The following is an 18,535-nucleotide window of genomic DNA, read 5'->3' as shown; positions in this document are numbered from 1 at the left end:
GCCCCTCACCGCCCCCGCTACCGGACAAGGTCTGGATCAACCCGCCACCCCAACCCCAGACCGACAACAAGCCACAAACCACCCACGTGGCCTGACGTCTCATCCGGTTTGACAGGTTCCGGCGGGGCCGACTTGCCGGTAAAGGGCATGCTCGTCGAGCAGCAGTACAAAGAGCGTCGGGGGAGTTCCGTCGTCCCTGGTGAGGATGGACTGGCGTCGCAGGCGGAGGTCTATCGCCTCCTGGTTGCCCTTCAGTAGGACCGACATGTATGCCGGGGTCTGCAACAGCCCTGGGATCACGCCGTGCTCCCAGCAGACCAGCATTACTGCATCGCCCTCTATCTGTGGCCAGTCGAACCAGACGGGCACAGGGTGACCGTCCTTGTTCAGGTCCTCCCACAGAGCGATCAGCGCTCCGCCTGCCTCCAGGTGGTCGTCCACGATCTCTACGAAGGGCCGTGTGGCGCGCTTCTTTCCCGCCTCGATACGGCTCACCTGCGCAGGGCTGACCTTTGTGAGATGAGCGATCGTCTCCTGCTTGATGCCCTTGGCCTCCCGCAGCCGACGCATCTGCCGGCCGAAGGCAATAAGCGCAGCTGACTCCCTGGGGCGCTGCCGTCGTACCGCCGCCATGATCGCTTTTCCCCTCCCGGCAACTTACTGCCTGATGCGGCTTCTTACCGCTCGACGCCACTTGAGGACGGCAAGACGAACGGTAGCCCAGATAGTGGCTCAATGTGTGCTGTACGCCACACACAGTGAGGAGAGGGTGATGGGCTGCGCAGCGGAGAACGAGATGGTGGTGAAGCAGGACCTCAAGGCGGTCGCGGAGGTGCGACGGTTCGTGCGGCTGGTCGCCGGTCAGTGGGGCATGGACGACTTCGTCCCGTGCCTGGTGGCGAGTGAGCTGGTCACCAATGCCCTGCAACATGCGGCGTCGGCGGCGGACGAGGAGGTGATCTTGCGGCTGAGTCGCACCGAGGACGACGCCCTATGGATGGAGGTCCAGGACGCCGGTTGCGACCTACCGCACCTGCTGGCGGCCGATAGGTCCAGTGAGACGGGCCGCGGCCTGTTCATCGTCGACCAGTTCGCGCGCTGCTGGGGCATCCGTGCCCTGGCCGACAATGTCGGGAAGGTCGTCTTCGCGGTCATCGACCGCACGTGAACGATCACGGAGGGCGCATCCCTGCTCTGCCCCCGGCTACCTGGCCTTGTCCCACCGAGGGTTGTGACGCATCTGAGTCGAGTCACATCGGTGAGCCCCGACGGGAAGACGCAGGGGTTCTGTGACCATCTGCGAGCCGAGATCCGGCGGGGGTGTGGGCACTCTCGGCGGGCTCGCGCCGACCGGACTGAGTGAACCGGAAGGCTCTGAAGTGCTTCTGCAACCTACGTCGGGCCTCTAAGGTCAGCATCGCTGATGCTTTTGAGCTACAGCACGCCACACCGATGCTTAAAGTAGCGGGCGGGTGCGGGATGAGAGAGGCTGGACGCAGACGGTTAAACCGGCTGTTGACGCACTCGGCAAGTCTGGACGGAGAGGAGAGCCCTTCATGGTCCCAGCGGGTGCTTGGTCTCGGGTAAGCCGGGGCGACTGCCTCTCTTAATACAGCCCGGTAGTGAGTCGAACCCGAAGGTCTCGCCGGTTCCGCTGACGCGGGGCAAGAAATGGAAAACGCAAGCGTTATCAGCTGCGGACCGGGCGCGGTCCACAGCAGGTGGACGGGATCGGGCGCGATCCCGGGTCAGGAGGCTGATGGTCGAAGACAGCAGTGCCGAGTTCGCGTCGAGCGTGGCGAAGCGGCGCAACCGCCGAGCCCGTAGCGAGTCGAAGCGAAGGCGGGTGTTGTACATCCTGCTCTCGGACGACGAATACGGGGCGCTGGTGAGGGCGGCGGAGCGGGAGCACCTGGCGACTGCGGCGTGGGCGGCGCTGACGCTGCTGGCCGCGGCGGATGGGACGCCGCGAGCAGAGCACAACCAGGTGCGTGAGGCACTGCAGGCCGTCATGCAGGCACGTGGTCAGGCGCAGCGGATCGGCGTCAATCTCAACCAGGCGGTCGCCGCGCTGAACTCGGGTGAGGTGTCGTCGACGATCCAATGGTACGCCCGCGCCGCCGCGCAGACGGTCCGCAAGCTGGACGATCTGGCCGACGAGCTGCGAAGGCGGCTGCCATGACAGCGCCCACCACCGCCCTGGAACTCACGGCACCGAGCATCCCAGGGTGATCGGGAAGGTTTTACGTGGTGTCCGGGTCCAAGGGCTGCTCCGTTACCTCTACGGTCCGGGCGCCAACGGCGAGCATCACGATCCGCATATCGTGGCGGGCTTCGGGGACACGGGAGCCTTGGAGCCGGTGGTGGGCGCCGATGGCAGCCGCGACTTTCGCCATCTGGAGGGGGTGCTGACTCAGCCGCTGGCGCTGCTGGGTGAACGCAACTACCGCAAGCCCGTCTGGCACTGCGCAGTCCGGGCCGCTCCAGAGGACCCGGTCTTGACCGATGGGCAATGGGCGCAGATCGCGGCCGAGATCATGCACCGGACGGGCATGGCTCCGGCAGGGGACGTGGACGCCGTCCGTTGGATCGCCGTCCGGCACGCTGACGACCACGTCCATATCGTGGCCACGCTGGCGCGGCCGGACGGCATTCGTCCGGAGGTCTGGAACGACGGATACCGGGTCCGTGACGCCTGCCGGGTCGTGGAGGAGCGCTTCGGTCTGCGGTCCACGGCGCCGGCGGACCGGACGGCGGCGCGGCGGCCCAAACGCGGTGAGACCGAGAAGGCACTCCGCCGTGGTCAGCCAGTGCCGTCCCGCACCCTCCTACGACAGAAGGTCCAGACGGCGGCCGCAGGCGCCGACAGCGAAAGGGAGTTTTTCGAGCGCCTCCGCGCAGATGGTGTCCTGGTGCGGCAGCGGTTCAGCCAGCGGACAGCCGGTGAGATGACCGGGTATGCGGTGGCCGCTCCCGGCGATGTGAACGCGGACGGGCAGCCGGTCTGGTACGGGGGAGCCAAGCTCGCCGCCGACCTCACACTGCCCAAACTCCGCCACCGCTGGGCAGGTGCGGATAGCTCCGTCCGCGACTCGTCCGCCATCCGCCGACTGGACGGACGGCACCTGTCCCCGCGGACGAAGCAGGCCGTGCTGCGGACGACCGTCCGCCGCGCCGCCGACGAAGCCCGGACGACCACCGAGTTCCTAGACCAACTCCAGGACCGCGGCCTCCTGCTCAAGATCCGCTACAGCCAGCAGGTCTCCGGTCAGATCACCGGCTATGCCGTCGCGCTTCCCACCGAGCCCGCCGACGAAGAACCGGCCTGGTATTCAGGAAGCCGCCTTGCCGACGACCTTTCGCTTACGCGCCTCCAGCAACAGTGGGCATCACCCACCGCGTGCTACGTACCGTCCACTGGCCACAATGACCTGACCGCTGAGGAACGACAGGCGTTCTACGACGACGCGGCCCGCGCCGCCGCCTACGCCACCGCCCAGATCCGACGTCATCTGGCGGTCAACCCGTACGCGGCCCAGGACGCCTGCTGGGCCGCCTCCGATGCCCTCCACACCGCCGCCCAGGCCACCGGCAACCAGCACTTACGCCGCGCTGCCCACACCTACGACCGCGCGGCCCGCGCACCCCACGGGCGCCTTCCGCGGCCCACCCCAGCTGGCAACGCCCTACGCACCGCAGCCCGGCTCCTTGCGCTCACCGGCTCGGTGCAGAACCGGGCGACGGTGTCGGCCCTGATGCTCGTCGCCAACCTCATTACCCTGCTCGACACCATCGCCGAACTGCGCCGACTTCAACACCGCCAGGCTCAAGCCGACGCCGCCCGAAAGGCCGCCGCACAAGTTCGCGAAGTGAAACTCGCCGAACCCGCCAACACGCCGCAACCGACCACACAGGCGGCTATGCCCTCGCAAGCACGCCTGGCCATGGCCGGCTTCCCCAACCCGTGGGCGCCACTACCCACGACCTCCGGCAGACCCGCGCCATCTAGCCCCTCGGCACCACCGCGCCCAGGCCGACAGCGCCGGTAACAGTTGCCACTGGGAAGACCTCGCCTATTGCTAAGCACCGAGACACGGAGGCATCTGAATGCAGACCATGCGATACGAAGACCTCGACGCACTTCCCACGGTCGTCAGCATCATGACCGCAGCCCGTGCCCTGGGAGTATCCCTCACATACGCCTACGACCTGGCCAAACGCGGCGACTTCCCATGCCGCATCATCCGAATCGGCAACACCTACCGAGTGCCGACCGCAGAACTCCGCAAGCTGCTCGGCGTGACATAGGCCGACCGGGAGCTGCCGAGAGCCGCGCACCCCAGGATGCCGACGATGAGACTCGGCATCCCGGGGGCCGGTGCTTCACCTCAGTGAGAGGGCAGTCAAGCCTGGCGTTGCGACGATCTACTAACGGGTACGTTAGCGGATGATCTTGCTCGGATCGGTCTTGGGCGGGCCAGTAGGGCGGCTCAGCAGGCTCCTGGGGCTTGAGCTTGAGTGTAAGTTCAGCCGAGTTTTGGGGTGGCGCGGTCGATGATGGGGGCGAGGTCCAGGCCGGGTGGGAGGGTGCCGAAGGCGGCTCCCCAGTCGCCCGCGAGGCGGGATGCGCAGAAGGCGTCGGCGACGGCCGGGTGGCCGTGCCTGACCAGCAACGATGCCTGGAGGACGAGAGCCAGGCGCTCGGCGACGCGGCGGGCGCGGAGTTCGATCGTTGCGGTGTCGGTGAAGGCGTCCTTGGCGTCCTGGACGGCTGCGTCCAGGCGCTTGTCGGCTCCTCGGGCGAGGTCGACCTCGCCGAAGAACGCGTCCAGGGTCTGCGGCTCGCGTAGGATCGCGCGGAGGAGATCGAGTGCCGCGATGTTGCCGGAGCCCTCCCAGATTGAGTTCAGGGGGGATTCGCGGAAGAGGCGGGGCATGCCCGACTCCTCCACGTAGCCGTTGCCGCCCAGGCATTCGAGGGACTCGGCGGCGTGGGCGGGCCAGCGTTTGGTGATCCAGTACTTGCTGACCGCTAGGCCGAGGCGCTTGAACGCCGTCTCGGTGTCGTCCCCGCGCACCGAGCGGTCCGTCGCGCCCGCCAGGCGAAGCATCGTGATCGTGGCGGCCTCCGACTCGATGGCCAGGTCCGCGAGGACGTTGCGCATCAGCGGCTGGTCGATGAGGTAGGCGCCGAACGCCTTGCGGTGGGCGGCGTGGTGGGCGGCGGCCGTGACGCCGTGCCGCATCCCCGCCGCGGCGCCGATCACGCAGTCCAGCCGGGTCATGTTGACCATCTCGATGATGGTCGGCACGCCGCGGCCCTCGTCGCCGACCCGCCAGGCGACCGCGTTCTCGTACTCGACCTCCGAGGACGCGTTGGACTTGTTGCCGAGCTTGTCCTTCAGCCGCATCAGCCGCATCGGGTTCAGCTCGCCGTCCGGCAGGACGCGCGGGACCATGAAGCAGGTGAGGCCGCCCGGCGCCTGGGCCAGCGTGAGGAAGACGTCGCACATCGGGGCGCTGGTGAACCACTTGTGGCCGACGAGGCGGTAGGTGCCGTCCGGGTGCGGGGTCGCCTCGGTGGTGTTGGCGCGGACGTCCGAGCCGCCCTGCTTCTCCGTCATCGACATGCCGGCGAGCAGCGCGTTCTTCGTCAGCGGGGCGCGCAGCCCGTAGTCGTACTCGCGCTTGGCGAGGAGCGGCTCGTACTGCGCCGCCAGCTCGGGGGACCGCCGCAGGGCCGGGACGGCCGCGTACGTCATCGAGATCGGGCAGCCGTGGCCCGCGTCCACCCGCCAGGTGTAGAACTTGGCGGCCCGCGCGACGTGGGCGCCGGGACGCGGGTCGGCCCAGGGGGAACCGTGCAGCCCGTGCGTCACCGCGACGTTCATCAGCTCGTGCCAGGCCGGGTGGAACTCGACCTCGTCGATCCGGTGCCCGTACCGGTCGTGGGTGCGCAGGACGGGCGGATGCTCGTTCGCCAGGCGCCCCCACTCCTGCGCCCGCTCCGTGCCCGCGAGCCGGCCGAGCTCGCGCACCTCGGCCTCGGCCCATCCGGCGCCTTCGCGCTCCAGCCCGTCCAGCAGGACCGCCTCGTCGGACACGTCGTGCCCGGCGAGCGGGGGGACCTGATTGAAGACCTCGTGCGTCACCGTGCCGCTCCCGCGCGCTGCTCAGGGGATGTTCACTCCGCTGCCTCGCAGGATACAGAACCCGGTTCGGGCAACCATTGATCCTGCCCGCACCCTGGCCGGAGGTCCATCCTCCTCAAGTGGTGAGGCGATCTCGTCCGCGCGGCGGATTGTCCCGCCCCCGCGGGGGCATACCTTCGGAAGCATGAGTCAGTCCAGTCCGCAGCCTGAGCGGCCGTCACCGTGCCGCCCGCGGGACCGGCGGCAGGACCTGTACCCCGACCGGCCCGGCACCGACGATTCCCTCGACGCGGTCCCCGGGGGCGCGCCGTCACCGGGCGGGCCCGGGGCGGACGCGGTGCGGGCCTCCGACGCCGAGCGGGAGGCCGTCGTCGAGCGGCTGCGGATCGCCTCCGTCGAGGGGCGGCTGACCTTCGAGGAACTGACCGAGCGCAGCGAGGCCGCCTACGCGGCCGTCACCCGCGGCGAACTCGACCGCATCACCGATGACCTGCCCGGCATGGGCGCACCCGGCGCGAACCCGGCGCCCCGCCAGGTCCAGCGCAAGTTCAGCGCCGTGATGGGCGACTGCAAGGAGCGCATCGTCGGCCGCATCGACGGCCCGCTGGAGGCCCTGGCGGTCATGGGCGACGTCGAGCTCGACCTGCGCGGCGCCCAGGTGCCCACAGGGGAGATCAGCATCTCCGCTACTGCCGTGATGGGCGACGTGAAGATCATCGTCCCGGACGGCGTCAGCGTGGTGCTGTCCGGCCACGCGTTCCTCGGCGACCGCAAGGTCAACGTCCGCGAACCCCAGCGGGGCGCGCGCGTGCCCGTCGTCAAGGTCACCGCCCACGCCGTCATGGGGGACATCAAGATCGTCGACGACGAGCACCACGCACCGTTCCGCCGCGCCCTGACGGACTGGTGGCGCGACCGCGACGACCGCCGCCCGCCCCGCTAGCGGGAGTCGTCGTGGCGTTCGGCCTCCCGGACGCCCTCCTCGTCGGGCGGAAGGGTGTCCGGGTGCTCTACTTCCACGCCCGGCGTGCCCGTGCCGCTGGTCGCCTCCGGGGCCGGGACGGTGCGGCCCCGGGCGTCGGAGCGCTCGTTGACCGGCGCGAAGTCGCGGTCGTGGGTCTCTTCCGGCTCGTGTCCGAGATCTTCCCGTCTCATGGGAGGCCGCATACCCGCCCTCCCGCGCGTCGAACGCCCCCGGGCGGACCGGCGCCTCAGACCGCCGTGGCGGCGGAGGACGCGACGAGCGCCTTGTCGTACCGGCGGACGATCAGGTGGGCGACCTCCGGGGCCGCGCCGAGGACGGGCGAGACAGCCGCCGCGCCGGCGGCGAGCGCCGCGTTCCTGACCTTGTCGGCGAAGTACCCCGGTGCCAGGAAGTACGACGCCACGGCGACGCGGGGAGCGCCCGCGTCCAGCAGGGCTGTCACCGCCTCGGCCGGTCCGGGGGCGGCGGCGGACGCGTAGGCGGGGACCACGTCCCACCAGCCGCGCGGCCGCCACTCGCGGGCGAGCCGCGCGATGGTCGCGTTGGCGGACGCGTCGCTGGAACCCGCCGAGACGAGGACGACGGCCGTGTCCGGGTCGCCGGGCTCCACCTCGGCTTCGGCCAGGCGGCGCTCCAGGGCGTCCATCAGCAGCGGATGCGGACCCAGCGTCCCGGCCGTGCGGAGCCGCAGCCGGGGGTGCCGCCCGCGCACCCGGTTCAGGACGCCCGGGATGTCGGTCTTGCTGTGGTAGGCGGCGGTGAGCAGGAGCGGCAGCACGACCGTGTCCTCCGCGCCGTCGCGGGCGAGGCCGTCCAGGACGCGGTCGGGCGCGGGCGGGCCGTGGTCGAGGAACGACGCGTGGACCGGGACGTCCGGGCGCCGGTCCCGGACGGCGCCGAGCAGCTCCGCGACGGTCGCGGCGGCCCGGGGGTCGCGGCTGCCGTGGGCGACCGCGACCATCGGCGCCGCCGGACGGCTCACAGGTGGATTCCGCACTCGACCTTGCCCATTCCGGCCCAGCGGCCGCTGCGGGGGTCCTCGCCGGGCGCGACCGGGCTCGTGCACGGCGCGCAGCCGATCGACGGGTACCCGTCGTAGTGCAGGGGGTTGACGAGCACCCCGTTGTCCTCGATGTAGTTGTCCATGTCCTCCTGGGTCCAGTCCAGGATCGGGTTCACCTTGACCATCCCGCGCCTGCGGTCCCACTCGACGACGCGGCGGTCGCGGCGGGTCGCGGTCTCGTCCCGGCGGATGCCGCTGAACCACGCCATGTAGCCCTCCAGCGCGCGGCCGAGCGGCTCGACCTTGCGCAGGTGGCAGCACAGGTCGGGGTTGCGGCCGAACAGCCGCGGGCCGAGGGCGGCCTCCTGCTCCTCGACCGTGCGCGACGGGACGGCGTTGACGACGTTCACCGGGTAGACGGCCTCGACCGCGTCCCGGGTGCCGATCGTCTCGGCGAAGTGGTAGCCGGTGTCGACGAACAGCACGTCTATGCCGGGCTTCACCTTCGACACGAGGTGGATCAGCGCCGCGTCCGACATGGACGAGGTGAGGCAGATGCGGTCGCCGAACGTGGCGGCGGCCCAGCGGATGATCTCCAGCGTGGGCGCGCCGTCCAGCGCGGCGGAGGCGGATTCGACGATGTCTTCCAGGTCAAGGGTAGGTCTGTCGGTCTCCAGGAGGGTCACCGAGGGATCTCCTTGCTCGCGGTGCCGGGGACGCCGACGCCGAGGAATTTCAACGTGAAGGAACGGACGCAGTCGGGGCAGTACCACGAGCCGTGCTCCTCGCGCGGCTCGAGGTGCTCTTCTCCGCAGTAGGGGCAGTAGAACGGCGCCATGCGCTCGCCGCGCGGGGCCGCCCCCGGGGACGCAGCGCTCACTTGAGGTCCGCTTCGTCGGCGCGCTGCACCCACTCCGCGAACGTCTCGCCCTCGTCGCGCTGCTTGTCGTAGGCGCGGACGACGCGTTCGACGTAGTCGGTCAGCCCCGCCGAGGTGGTCTTCAGCCCGCGGACCTTCTTGCCGAACGTCGCGCCGAGCTGCCCGCCGAGGTGGATCTGGAAGCCCTCGACCTGGTCGCCGTTCTCGTCCACGACGAGCTGGCCCTTCAGGCCGATGTCGCCGACCTGGATGCGGGCGCAGGCGTTCGGGCAGCCGTTGACGTTGATGGTCAGCGGCTGGTCGAAGTCGGGGAGCCGCTCCTCCAGCTCGTCGATCAGGTCCATGGCGCGCTGCTTGGTGTCGACGATCGCGAGCTTGCAGTACTCGATGCCGGTGCACGCCATCGTGTGCCGCCGGAACGTGGACGGGCGGACCTGCAGGTCGTGCTCGGCCAGCTCGTCGGCGAGCGCCTCGGTGTTCTCCTCCGGGACGTCCAAGATCACCATCTTCTGCTCGATGGTGGTCCGCACCCGGCCGGAGCCGTAGCGGTCGGCCAGCTCGCCGATGACGCCGAGGATCTCGCCGCTCACCCGGCCGGCGCGCGGCGCGAACCCGACGTAGAAGTTGCCGTCCTGCTGCGGGCGGATCCCGACGTGGTCGCGGCTGGCGAGCGGCGCGGCGGGCTCGGGGCCGTCCGGCAGCGCGTACCCGAGGTACTCCTTCTCCAGCACCTCGCGGAACTTCGCGGCGCCCCAGTCCTTCACCAGGAACTTCAGGCGGGCGCGGCTGCGCAGGCGCCGGTAGCCGTAGTCGCGGAAGATCGAGGTCACGCCGTGCCAGACCTCGGTGGCCTGCTCCGGCCGGACGAACACGCCGAGGCTCTGCGCGAACATCGGGTTGGTGGACAGCCCGCCGCCGACGAACACCTGGTAGCCGGTCTCGCCCTCCTCGTTCACCACGCCCACGTAGGCGATGTCGTTGATCTCGTGGACGGTGCAGTGCGAGGTGCAGCCCGACAGGGCCGTCTTGTACTTGCGCGGCAGGTTCGAGAACTCGGGGGAGCCGATGTAGCGGTCGTGGATGTCGCGCAGCTGCGGGGTCGCGTCGATGACCTCGTCGGCCGCGATGCCGGCCAGCGGGCAGCCGATGATGGTGCGCGGGACGTCGCCGCACGCCTCCATCGTGTGCAGGCCGACCGCTTCGAGGGCCTCCCAGATCGCGGGGACGTCCTCGATCCGCACCCAGTGCAGCTGGACGTTCTGCCGGTCGGTGATGTCGGCGGTGCCGCGGGCGTACCGGGTCGAGATGTCGGCGATGGTGCGCAGCTGCGGGCCGCTCAGCTGACCGCCGTCGATCCGGACCCGCATCATGAAGTAGCGGTCCTCGAGCTCCTCGTCCTCCAGCGCGCCGGTCCTGCCGCCGTCGATGCCGGGCTTGCGCTGCGTGTACAGGCCCATCCAGCGGAAGCGGCCGCGCAGGTCGGCGGGGTCGATCGAGTCGAAGCCGGTCTTGGAGTAGATGTCGATGATGCGCTGTCGGACGTTCAGGCCGTCGTCGTTCTTCTTGTTCTCTTCGTTCTTGTTGAGCGGTTCGCGGTAGCCCAGGGCCCACTGGCCCTCGGCCTTCTTGCGTTTGATCGCGGGTGGCACGGCGCGCGTCCTCGTCTGTGGTCGTGAGGGACGCGTAGCGCACCGGCAGTCTGAGGCAGCCGGCTCGACGCTGAGCAGGGTGATGTCAAAGGTGACGCCGATGCGCCACGCGCCCGGCTGAGCAGGGGCTGCGTGGTCGGGGCGTCACCGACAGATCGCGCTGCGGACGCGCAGGAAGTCCACGTGCCGGCGCTTGGCCAGCAACGGGTCCGCAGCAGTCATACCTGAACCATGACACGCGGTCTCGTGGGCTGTCCAGTTACGTCCGGCATGCGGACGGGTGACATGCGTCATCCCTGCCGCCTCCAGTTCACCGGAGGCTCGCCCTCGTCACCGGACGGCGGGGTGCCGGCCGAGCCGTCGGCGCGGACGCCGCGGCGCCCGCGCCCCGGCGTGGCCGGAGCGCGACGGTGCTGGCAGTCGCACCACGAGCCGCCACGGCACTCCCCGTGGCGGTGGTCTCGGCACGACTGGCAGATCATGTCTCTATTGTCACCCATGAAGGCCGATGCCCGGTTCATCGGAAATGATCATGATTCGGATGACGTTCCCGGTCGTCGAAGCGGGTATGAGCCAGGGGATGCGCAGGGGACGGGCCACGCGCCCGCGCGACGGAAGGGCTGGGGAGGCGGTCGCGACGCGTCGCGACGCGCAGGGCACCGAAATGGGCGAGGGGACATGTTCCGGACCCGCAACGCTCTACGGTGGGGCGGTGTGACCACCGTCTCCGACGCCGAGGGCGTCCCGCCGCGCGGGGACTCCGACCACGACGAGGGCCAGGGCAGGGGCCAGGGAGAGGGCCGAGGCGCCCCGGCCCCGGGCGTCGTCGACCCACCCGAGGACCCACCCGAGGACCCGGCCGGGAACCCGCCCGAGAATCCCGCCGGGAACGCGGACGACGGCCCCGGTGCGACCGTCGCGAAGGCGCAGGGGAGTGGCGCGGAGCCGGCGCAGGGCATCGCCGCCCGGATGCGCGAACGCGCCCGTGCCGGGATCGGCGCCGCGCCCGGAGTCGCCTGGACGCTGACCAAGGGCACCGCGGCCGGGGCGTTCCGCTACCGGGTGACCGGGCTGGCGGCCGAGGCCGCGTTCTTCGCGCTGCTGTCCCTGCCGCCGCTGGTCATCGGGCTGATCGGCACGATGGGGCACCTGCGCGGGATGTTCCAGCCCGGCACCGTCACCGAGATCCGCACCTGGGTCATCGACCAGGCCCGCACGGTGCTGACCGGCCCGGCGGTCGACACGGTCGTCGTCCCGCTGCTCGACGACGTGATCCGCGGCGGGAGCCCGGACATCGTGTCGCTGAGCTTCCTCCTGTCGCTGTGGGCGGGCTCGCGGGCGACGAACGTCTACATCGACACGATCAGCATCGCCTACGGGCTGTCCGGCATCCGCGGCGTGATCCGCACCCGGCTGCGCGCGTTCTTCCTGTACCTGATCGGACTGCTGGTCTTCCTGATCGTCATCCCGCTGCTGGTGGCGGGGCCCGCGCTGGTGCAGCAGGCGCTGCCGGAGAGCGCCGGGCTCGTGCAGGCGCTCTACTGGCCGGTCGTGGTGACGCTGTCGATCGTGTTCCTCGCGACGCTGTACCACCTGAGCGTCCCGGTGCGGACGCCCTGGCGCCGGGACCTGCCGGGAGCCGTGCTCGCGCTGCTCATCTGGATCGTCGGCAGCTTCGGCCTGCGGATCTTCCTGGCCGGGTCGCTGAGCGGGGTGTCGGTGTACGGGTCGCTGTCGGCCGCCATCGCCGTCCTCGCCTGGCTGTACGTGGCGGCGCTCGCGGTGCTGATCGGGGCCGCGCTGAACGCCGAGATCGACCGGCTGTGGCCGACCGCCGACACCGCGCGGGCGAGGGCCGTCCGTGACGCGCGGGGCGACGAGCCGGAGCCCGGTGAGGACACGGAGTAAAAAGAACCGCCCGTGAGGTCCTGATAAGGCAAAACATGTCGTAACCTCGCCTGACATGACCCCCCGAGAGGAGACCGGCCGGCTCCGGACCGTGACCGGCATGATCGCGACGTCCGAGGTCACCGGGCCGGTGCTGTCCCACGAGCACCTGCAGCTGGACCTGCGCTGGGCGGCGCGCCCGAAGCTCGTCGAGTCCGATCCGGGCCGCGTGCTGGACGAGGAGAAGACCGTCCAGCGGGAGCTGAACGCGCTGCGCAAGGAGCACGGGCTCGGCCTGGTCGTCGACCTCACCTGCTCCGGCATGGGGCGCAACGCCGCCGCCCTCGCCCGCATCAGCGCGGGCGCCCGGGTGGCCGTGGTCGCCGGGACGGGCGTGTTCACCGAGCCGTTCCACCCCGCGTTCGTCCGCGAGACCCTCGCGGCCGGCACCGGGCCGGGTCATTCTGGGGGGACGACCCCCCAGCCCCCCCGGCAAGGGCTGGAGGGCACGACGGGTGTGGAGCGCCTGGCCGAGCGGCTGCTCGCGGAGGTCGGCTTCGGCATGGACGGCACCAACGCCCTGCCGGGCGTCATCGGCGAGATCGGCACGTGGGGCGAGGCGCCGACCGAGACCGAGGAGCTGTGCCTGCGCGCAGCCGCCCGCGCCGCCCGCTACTCCGGGCTGTCGGTGGCGACCTACGGCCGGGCGGGCCTCGCCCAGCTGGAGATCCTCACCGCCGCCGGGCTCGCCCCGGACCGGGTCGCGGTCGGCCAGCAGGACCGGGTCGACGACCCCGGCCAGCACCGCAAGATCGCCGAGACGGGGGGCTACGTCTCGTTCGGCACGCTCGGCCTCGCGGGGGAGGACCACGCGGCGGTCGGCGCCCGGGTCCGCTCCGTCATGGACCTGCTGGAGGCCGGGCACGCCTCCCGGGTGCTGCTGAGCACCGGCATCTCCCGGCGGGCCCAGCTCACCCGCTACGGCGCCGCCGGCTTCGGGTACCTGTTCGACACGTTCCTGCCCGCGCTGCGCGCGGCCGGTGCCGACGACGCCACCCTCCAGACGATCATGCGCGACAACCCGCTCCGCTGGCTCACCGGCTCCTAGACGGCCGGTCACGTCCGCGCCGCACCGCCCAGGGCCGCAGGATAGCCCTGGGCGGTCTCTCGTTCGCCCGTAAGCGGCGCTGTACGCGCCTGTAAGGGCCGTGGAGTGGGTAGGGGTGACCCCGGGAAGGGGGTTGCGCCATGTCCTGGAACAGATCCGTACGCGGCGACCTCCGGCAGAGCGAGAGCGTCCGGCTCCCCTACACCGACCGGGCCGAGGCGGGCCGGGTGCTCGCCGAGCGGCTCGCCCCGATGGGCCTGGAGGGCGCGGCCGTCCTCGCCCTGCCGCGGGGCGGCGTGCCCGTCGGCTACGAGATCGCGCGGCGGCTGGGCTCGCGGCTCGACGTCCTGGTGACCCGCAAGATCGGATACCCGCCGCAGCCGGAGCTGGGCGTCGGCGCGATCGCCGAGGGCGGCGCGCCGGTGTTCGACGCCGGGCTGCTGCAGCGGCTGGGGCTGCGCGAGCAGGACCTGGCGGCGACGGTCGCCGCCGAGCGCGCCGAACTGGGCCGCCGGGTCGAGGTCTACCGGCGCGGTCGGCCGCTGCCGGAGATCACCGGCCGGCCGGTGATCGTGGTGGACGACGGCCTGGCCACCGGAGGCACCGCGCGGGCCGCCGTGCGGGCGCTGCGCGAGCGCGGGCCGTCCCGGCTGGTCCTGGCGGTGCCGGTGGGCGCCGCGGAGACCGTCGGCGGCCTGGACGCCGAGGTGGACGACCTGGTCGTGCCGGCCGCGCCGTGGGAGTTCCGCGCCGTCGGCCAGTGGTACCGCGACTTCGAGCAGCTCACCGACGACGACGTGATCGCCTGGCTGGACCGCGCGGCGCGGACCCGCGAGACGGGCTGACGCCGCGCGGAAATTGGTGCGGCGACTTTTTGAAAAATGGCCGCGCCGCGGGGACGCTTGCGGTAAAAGCGCCGTTCGCTGGAAAGTCGGGGAGCGATCTGAGTCACAGCGGCCGCATCCGCGGGTGAAGTGTCCGGTTCCCGGGCGGACGGACCGGGTCCGGGCAACGCAAACGGCCCCGCGGAGCGGGGCCGTGACGTTTTTCTCGGTGGCGTGCCGGGGTTCGCGATGGGAGCGTTCTGGCGGCCTGCGTACTCGGCTAGGCGGCGTTGGCGCGACGCATCCGGCGACGGCGCTCGGACGCGCGCTCGTCTTCGTTCAGACCGCCCCACGTGCCGTACTTCTCGGGCCTGGAAACCGCGTAGTCCAGGCACTCCGTGCGGACGGGGCAGCCCATGCAGATCTGCTTCGCCTTGCGCTCGCGGATCTCTCGCTCGGGCTGACGCTCACCGTCGGGACCGAAGAAGAGGACGAGGTCTTCCCCCCGGCACGCCGCGGCGTCCTGCCAGCCCCAGCTGGGACGAGGGAGGTTTGCCTGCCGACGTACCTGAGCCATGGAACACCCACCTTGATTGGTTTCGAACAATTTCAGGACATGGACGCCCGACATCCTTCGGATGACATGAAGCCAGAAGCGCCGAATGGTCCAACGTCCAGAGTTGCCGCTCTGTTCCCCGTCCGGTTGCGCCGGAAACCTGGGGACGTGCGACGGGAGACCCTCGAATGGGGCCTCAGAGAGATTACACGAGTGCCGCCGCGTTGAGAAGGGTGAGTTCCCTAACAACGTAGGTTTTCATGTTCTCTCCGCAGTCCGGCCCGCACGGGGACTGTTGCCGGACGCTCTCGACGATGACCCGGTAACGGCTCTCCTGTACGGCAACGACCGCTTCGTATCGAGATGTTCCCCCAGTGACCGACACCACGGTCACCTCGTCCAGTCCGAGGCGCCCGGTGTGCGCGCGGACGAAGTGCTCCGCGGCCTGCGCCGGCTCCGGCGTCCCGCCGCGCCCGCGCAGCCGGTCCAGGGCGACCTCGCCGCGCAGGTAGGCGTCCGCCGCCGTCACCGCGCGGGATTCGTCCAGGTCGCCGTAGTAGAGCCCGTGGGGAAGACATACCAAATTCGCTGCAAATCGGTCACCGCCGACATGGGTGGTTTCCCAGACGAGGCGCTCGAAACGTGCGGTCAGCGTCCGGGCCAGCGGCGCGCCGGTCCGGGCGCAGCAGGCGTTGCGGCGCCCGTGCGTGCAGACCAGCAGCAGCGGCTCGTCCACCCGCTCCCCGAGACCGGGGGATCGGCCCGCGGCCAGCGCGCCCAGGTCGAGCTCCCGCAGCTCCGCGGGATCGGCCAGTTCCCGGCCCTCGATCCAGACCTCGGTGCCGCGCGAGAACGCGGCGTAGACCTGGACGGGCGGGACGCCGCGGCGCCGTCCCGGCCGGCGGATCAGCTGCGGCCGCACGCCGGCCCGCTGCGCGGCGCGCACGGCCTCGGCGATCGGCTCTGGGCCGGCCAGTTCCTCGACGCGCTCCGGCCACGGGCCCGGCTGCTCGATGAGCAGCCAGGCGCCCGCCTTGACGGTCGCGCTCGCCAGGCACGGCCGCTCCCCGGTGTGGCTGCCGGGGCAGTGCCCGCAGCCGTTGCCGCGCGTCAAGGAGAACCCCCCGTCGATCTTCGTTGATTAGGTAAGGGTAACCTAACGCATGGCGGGCAAACATGGCGGGCCGGATTCGCCGTTCTGGAAGAACCCCGAGGCAGGGCGGTCAGCGCGGGCTCAGCGCAGGGCGGCGCGCGGCAGCAGCGCCTCCGCCGCCGGCAGCGCCGCCGCCCGGTCCGGTGCGACGAGCCCGATCCGGGTGCGGCGGTCCAGCAGGTCGCCGACCTCCAGCGCGCCCTCGTGCCGCACCGCCCAGGCCAGCTCCGCGCCGAGGACCGGCAGCCCCGGGACGACGGGTTCGAGCAGGGTCGGGTCCTCCGCGGCGAGCGCGGTCAGCAGCGGAGCCTCGGTCCCGTACCGCTGGACGAGCCGGGACGGCGCGTCCAGCACGTCCAGGCGGTCCCGCGTGGCCGCGCCGACGAGCGGCAGCCGGGCGGTCCGGCTCGGCGGGGCGTCGAGCCCGGCGGCGCGGGCCGCCGCGTCGACGGCGTCCTGCGCCATCCGCCGGTAGGTGGTGAGCTTGCCGCCGACGATCGTCACGACGCCGCCCGGCGAGGTCAGCACGGCGTGCCGCCGGGAGATGTCGGCGGTGTCGCCGCCCCGGCCGAGGTCCAGCAGGGGCCGCAGCCCGGCGTAGGCGCCGATCACGTCGGCCCGCCGCACGGGGACGTCCAGCGCCGAGCCGAGGATGTCGAGCAGGAACCCGATCTCGCTCTCGGTCGGCTCGGGCACGTCCGGGATCGGCCCGTCGGCCGCCACGTCGGTCAGGCCCACGTAGACGCGGCCGTCGCCCTGCGGCAGCACGAGCAGGAACCGGCTGGTGGAGCCCGGGACCGGGATCTGCATCCCGGCCGTGAGCCCGCGCAGGGTGTCCGCCCCGACCACGATGTGCGTGCCGCGCGACGGACGCAGCCGCACCCCGTCCACCAGGCCGCCCGCCCAGACTCCGGCCGCGTTCACCACCGACCGCGCCCGGACGCCGAACTCCCGGCCGGTCAGCTCGTCGCGGACCTGCGCGCCGTCCCCGGTCAGCGCGACCGCCCGGCAGCGGGTGAGGACGCGGGCGCCGAGCCCGGCGGCGGTCCGGGCGAGCGCGGTGACCAGGCGCGCGTCGTCGGTGAGCTGGCCGTCCCACGACAGCAGGCCGCCGCGCAGCCCGTACGGGCGCAGCGGGGGCGCGAGCCGCAGCGTCTCCACCGCCGACAGCCGGCGCGGGCCGGGCAGCACCGACCGCGGGGTGCGCGCGGAGAGCCGCAGCACGTCGCCCGCGCGCACCGCCGCGGCGACGGCCAGCGCGCCGGAGCGGGGCACGGCCGGGGTCATCGGCATCACGAACGGCAGCGCGCGGACGAGGTGCGGGGCGGTGCGGCGCATGAGGACGCCGCGCTCGACCGCGCTCTCGTACGCCACGTCGACCTGCCCGGACCCCAGGTAGCGCAGGCCGCCGTGGATGAGCTTGGAGCTCCACCGGGACGTGCCGAACGCCAGGTCGTGGGCGTCGATCGCGGCGACCGACAGGCCCCGGGACGCGGCGTCCAGCGCGGCGCCCGCGCCGGTCGCGCCGAGGCCGACGACGAGGACGTCCACCACCTCCCCGGGCAGTTCGGCGAGATCGCGCTCCCGGCGCGCCGCGTTGAGCGAGGTCCCGGAGACCTCGGGGTTCCGTGCTTCGGATTCCGGAGTGTTCACGGCGCGAGCATCCTCTCCAGGATGTGGCGGAGTTCTTCGTCGAAGGCGTCGGAGCCGAGGTCGGGGTCGGTCTCGTCGAGCATCGTCGGCGCCGACAGGACGTAGGACTGGACGACCAGGAGGACCGCCCGCGCCTGCCGGCCCGGATGGTCGCGGCGGATGGTGCCGTCGGCGTGCCCGGCGCGGAGCGCCTCCTCGAACAGCTCCAGGAACACCAGCTGGCTCGCGCCGCAGCGGTCCAGGACGTAGGGGAGCAGCAGCTCCGGGTCCACCTCGATGATCTTGCGGAGCAGCGGGTGGTCGCGGAACGTCCGTACCCCGGTGACCAGGCCCGACACGAACCGGGGCCGGACGGGGCGGCCGTCGTCGGGGGGCTGCAGCGAGTCGCCCAGCCCGACCCACTCGCGGGTCATCAGGTCGGCGACGATCGTGCGGACGTCCGGCCAGCGGCGGTACAGCGTCATCCGCGAGACGCCGGCGCGGCGGGCGATGTCGGTGAGGGTCGTGCGGCGCACGCCGACGGCGAGCACGCAGTCGCGGGCGGCGTCGAGGGAGCGCCTGTCGCCCGTCGCGCGGGCCGTCTACCTGCTGCGTGAGGCGTTCTCGTACGGGATGGCCGTCGCCGACTTCAAGGCCAAGTACGGCGACAAGGCCGTGACCGGGAACATCAACTCGGCCGCCATGA

At 71.7% G+C, this 18,535-nt stretch carries 20 protein-coding genes; 9 read left to right on the top strand and 11 right to left on the bottom strand.

Translation table 11 applies throughout. The features are described from left to right. Nucleotides 1-99: 99 nt before the first annotated feature. A complete protein-coding gene (locus E1266_RS24685) occupies nt 100-633 on the bottom strand; it encodes a Scr1 family TA system antitoxin-like transcriptional regulator (protein ID WP_132050816.1) in 534 nt (177 codons plus the stop codon). A gap of 139 nt (nt 634-772) precedes the next feature. On the opposite strand from E1266_RS24685, the gene E1266_RS24680 reads away from it, so the two are divergent. The 4 genes from E1266_RS24680 to E1266_RS24665 all read left to right on the top strand — a co-directional run bounded on the left by E1266_RS24680 (nt 773) and on the right by E1266_RS24665 (nt 4,308). Next, a complete protein-coding gene (locus E1266_RS24680; RefSeq protein ID WP_132050814.1) occupies nt 773-1,168 on the top strand; it encodes an ATP-binding protein in 396 nt (131 codons plus the stop codon). Between the two features lie 591 nt (nt 1,169-1,759). Beyond that, complete coding sequence (locus E1266_RS24675; protein ID WP_132050812.1) at nt 1,760-2,182, top strand: hypothetical protein; 423 nt, start codon at nt 1,760-1,762, stop codon at nt 2,180-2,182. A gap of 46 nt (nt 2,183-2,228) precedes the next feature. Beyond that, a complete protein-coding gene (locus E1266_RS24670) occupies nt 2,229-4,049 on the top strand; it encodes a hypothetical protein (RefSeq protein WP_132050810.1) in 1,821 nt (606 codons plus the stop codon). A gap of 58 nt (nt 4,050-4,107) precedes the next feature. Further along, complete coding sequence (locus E1266_RS24665; RefSeq protein ID WP_243718823.1) at nt 4,108-4,308, top strand: helix-turn-helix domain-containing protein; 201 nt, start codon at nt 4,108-4,110, stop codon at nt 4,306-4,308. Nucleotides 4,309-4,526: 218 nt separating this feature from the next. On the opposite strand, the gene E1266_RS24660 is transcribed toward E1266_RS24665, so the two are convergent. Continuing rightward, complete coding sequence (locus E1266_RS24660; protein WP_132050808.1) at nt 4,527-6,152, bottom strand: acyl-CoA dehydrogenase family protein; 1,626 nt, start codon at nt 6,150-6,152, stop codon at nt 4,527-4,529. A gap of 184 nt (nt 6,153-6,336) precedes the next feature. On the opposite strand from E1266_RS24660, the gene E1266_RS24655 reads away from it, so the two are divergent. Beyond that, entirely contained in the window at nt 6,337-7,095 is a 759-nt protein-coding gene (locus E1266_RS24655; protein ID WP_165966197.1) for a DUF1707 domain-containing protein, read from the top strand. On the opposite strand, the gene E1266_RS24650 is transcribed toward E1266_RS24655, so the two are convergent. Genes E1266_RS24650 through E1266_RS24630 form a run of 5 tightly spaced genes read right to left on the bottom strand, consistent with a single transcriptional unit; the run spans nt 7,092 to nt 10,669 of the window. Further along, complete coding sequence (locus E1266_RS24650; protein ID WP_132050806.1) at nt 7,092-7,307, bottom strand: hypothetical protein; 216 nt, start codon at nt 7,305-7,307, stop codon at nt 7,092-7,094. The two genes, E1266_RS24655 and E1266_RS24650, sit on opposite strands and share 4 nt — an antisense overlap. A 56-nt stretch (nt 7,308-7,363) precedes the next feature. Further along, nucleotides 7,364-8,098, bottom strand: a complete 735-nt coding sequence (locus tag E1266_RS24645) for a sirohydrochlorin chelatase (RefSeq protein ID WP_132050820.1) — start codon at nt 8,096-8,098, stop codon at nt 7,364-7,366. A 17-nt stretch (nt 8,099-8,115) separates the two neighbouring features. Next, entirely contained in the window at nt 8,116-8,826 is a 711-nt protein-coding gene (locus tag E1266_RS24640) for a phosphoadenylyl-sulfate reductase (RefSeq protein ID WP_132050804.1), read from the bottom strand. Next, the gene (locus tag E1266_RS24635; protein ID WP_243718821.1) at nt 8,823-9,020 is read right to left on the bottom strand and encodes a hypothetical protein; all 198 of its coding nucleotides are present in this window, start codon (nt 9,018-9,020) and stop codon (nt 8,823-8,825) included. The genes E1266_RS24640 and E1266_RS24635 overlap by 4 nt, the downstream gene beginning before the upstream one ends. After that, nucleotides 9,017-10,669 (bottom strand): nitrite/sulfite reductase, encoded by a 1,653-nt coding sequence (locus E1266_RS24630; protein WP_132050802.1) that lies wholly within the window; start codon nt 10,667-10,669, stop codon nt 9,017-9,019. Before E1266_RS24630 ends, E1266_RS24635 begins: the two co-directional genes overlap by 4 nt. Before the next feature lie 714 nt (nt 10,670-11,383). On the opposite strand from E1266_RS24630, the gene E1266_RS24625 reads away from it, so the two are divergent. The 3 genes from E1266_RS24625 to E1266_RS24615 all read left to right on the top strand — a co-directional run bounded on the left by E1266_RS24625 (nt 11,384) and on the right by E1266_RS24615 (nt 14,509). Next, nucleotides 11,384-12,577 (top strand): YihY/virulence factor BrkB family protein, encoded by a 1,194-nt coding sequence (locus E1266_RS24625; RefSeq protein WP_243718820.1) that lies wholly within the window; start codon nt 11,384-11,386, stop codon nt 12,575-12,577. Between the two features lie 55 nt (nt 12,578-12,632). Next, the gene (locus tag E1266_RS24620) at nt 12,633-13,664 is read left to right on the top strand and encodes an aryldialkylphosphatase (protein WP_132050800.1); all 1,032 of its coding nucleotides are present in this window, start codon (nt 12,633-12,635) and stop codon (nt 13,662-13,664) included. 140 nt (nt 13,665-13,804) lie between these two features. Next, nucleotides 13,805-14,509, top strand: coding sequence for a phosphoribosyltransferase family protein (locus E1266_RS24615; protein WP_132050798.1), 705 nt, complete (start codon nt 13,805-13,807; stop codon nt 14,507-14,509). Nucleotides 14,510-14,768: 259 nt separating this feature from the next. Here the strand turns inward: E1266_RS24615 and E1266_RS24610 are convergent, their stop codons facing one another. From E1266_RS24610 to E1266_RS24595, 4 genes are all read right to left on the bottom strand, one after another. Further along, nucleotides 14,769-15,065, bottom strand: coding sequence for a WhiB family transcriptional regulator (locus E1266_RS24610; protein WP_021600082.1), 297 nt, complete (start codon nt 15,063-15,065; stop codon nt 14,769-14,771). Between the two features lie 184 nt (nt 15,066-15,249). Next, nucleotides 15,250-16,158: a sucrase ferredoxin gene (locus E1266_RS24605; protein WP_132050796.1), complete on the bottom strand. Its 909-nt coding sequence runs from the start codon at nt 16,156-16,158 to the stop codon at nt 15,250-15,252. A gap of 120 nt (nt 16,159-16,278) precedes the next feature. Next, nucleotides 16,279-17,850, bottom strand: coding sequence for a glycerol-3-phosphate dehydrogenase/oxidase (locus E1266_RS24600; protein WP_132050794.1), 1,572 nt, complete (start codon nt 17,848-17,850; stop codon nt 16,279-16,281). After that, nucleotides 17,847-18,365 carry a TetR/AcrR family transcriptional regulator gene (locus E1266_RS24595; protein WP_243718818.1) on the bottom strand — a complete coding sequence of 173 codons (519 nt, stop codon included), beginning with the start codon at nt 18,363-18,365 and terminating at the stop codon, nt 17,847-17,849. The genes E1266_RS24600 and E1266_RS24595 overlap by 4 nt, the downstream gene beginning before the upstream one ends. Here E1266_RS24595 and E1266_RS24590 point away from each other — a divergent pair. Beyond that, the coding region (locus E1266_RS24590; RefSeq protein ID WP_132050790.1) for a hypothetical protein at nt 18,355-18,535 on the top strand (181 nt) is incomplete at its 3' end. The two genes, E1266_RS24595 and E1266_RS24590, sit on opposite strands and share 11 nt — an antisense overlap.

It is taken from the genome of Actinomadura sp. 7K534 (assembly GCF_004348575.1).
GTDB classification, from domain to species: Bacteria; Actinomycetota; Actinomycetes; order Streptosporangiales; family Streptosporangiaceae; genus Spirillospora; species Spirillospora livida.
The sequence above is the reverse complement of the archived record's forward strand: the minus strand, read 5'-3'. Positions and strand labels throughout refer to the sequence as shown.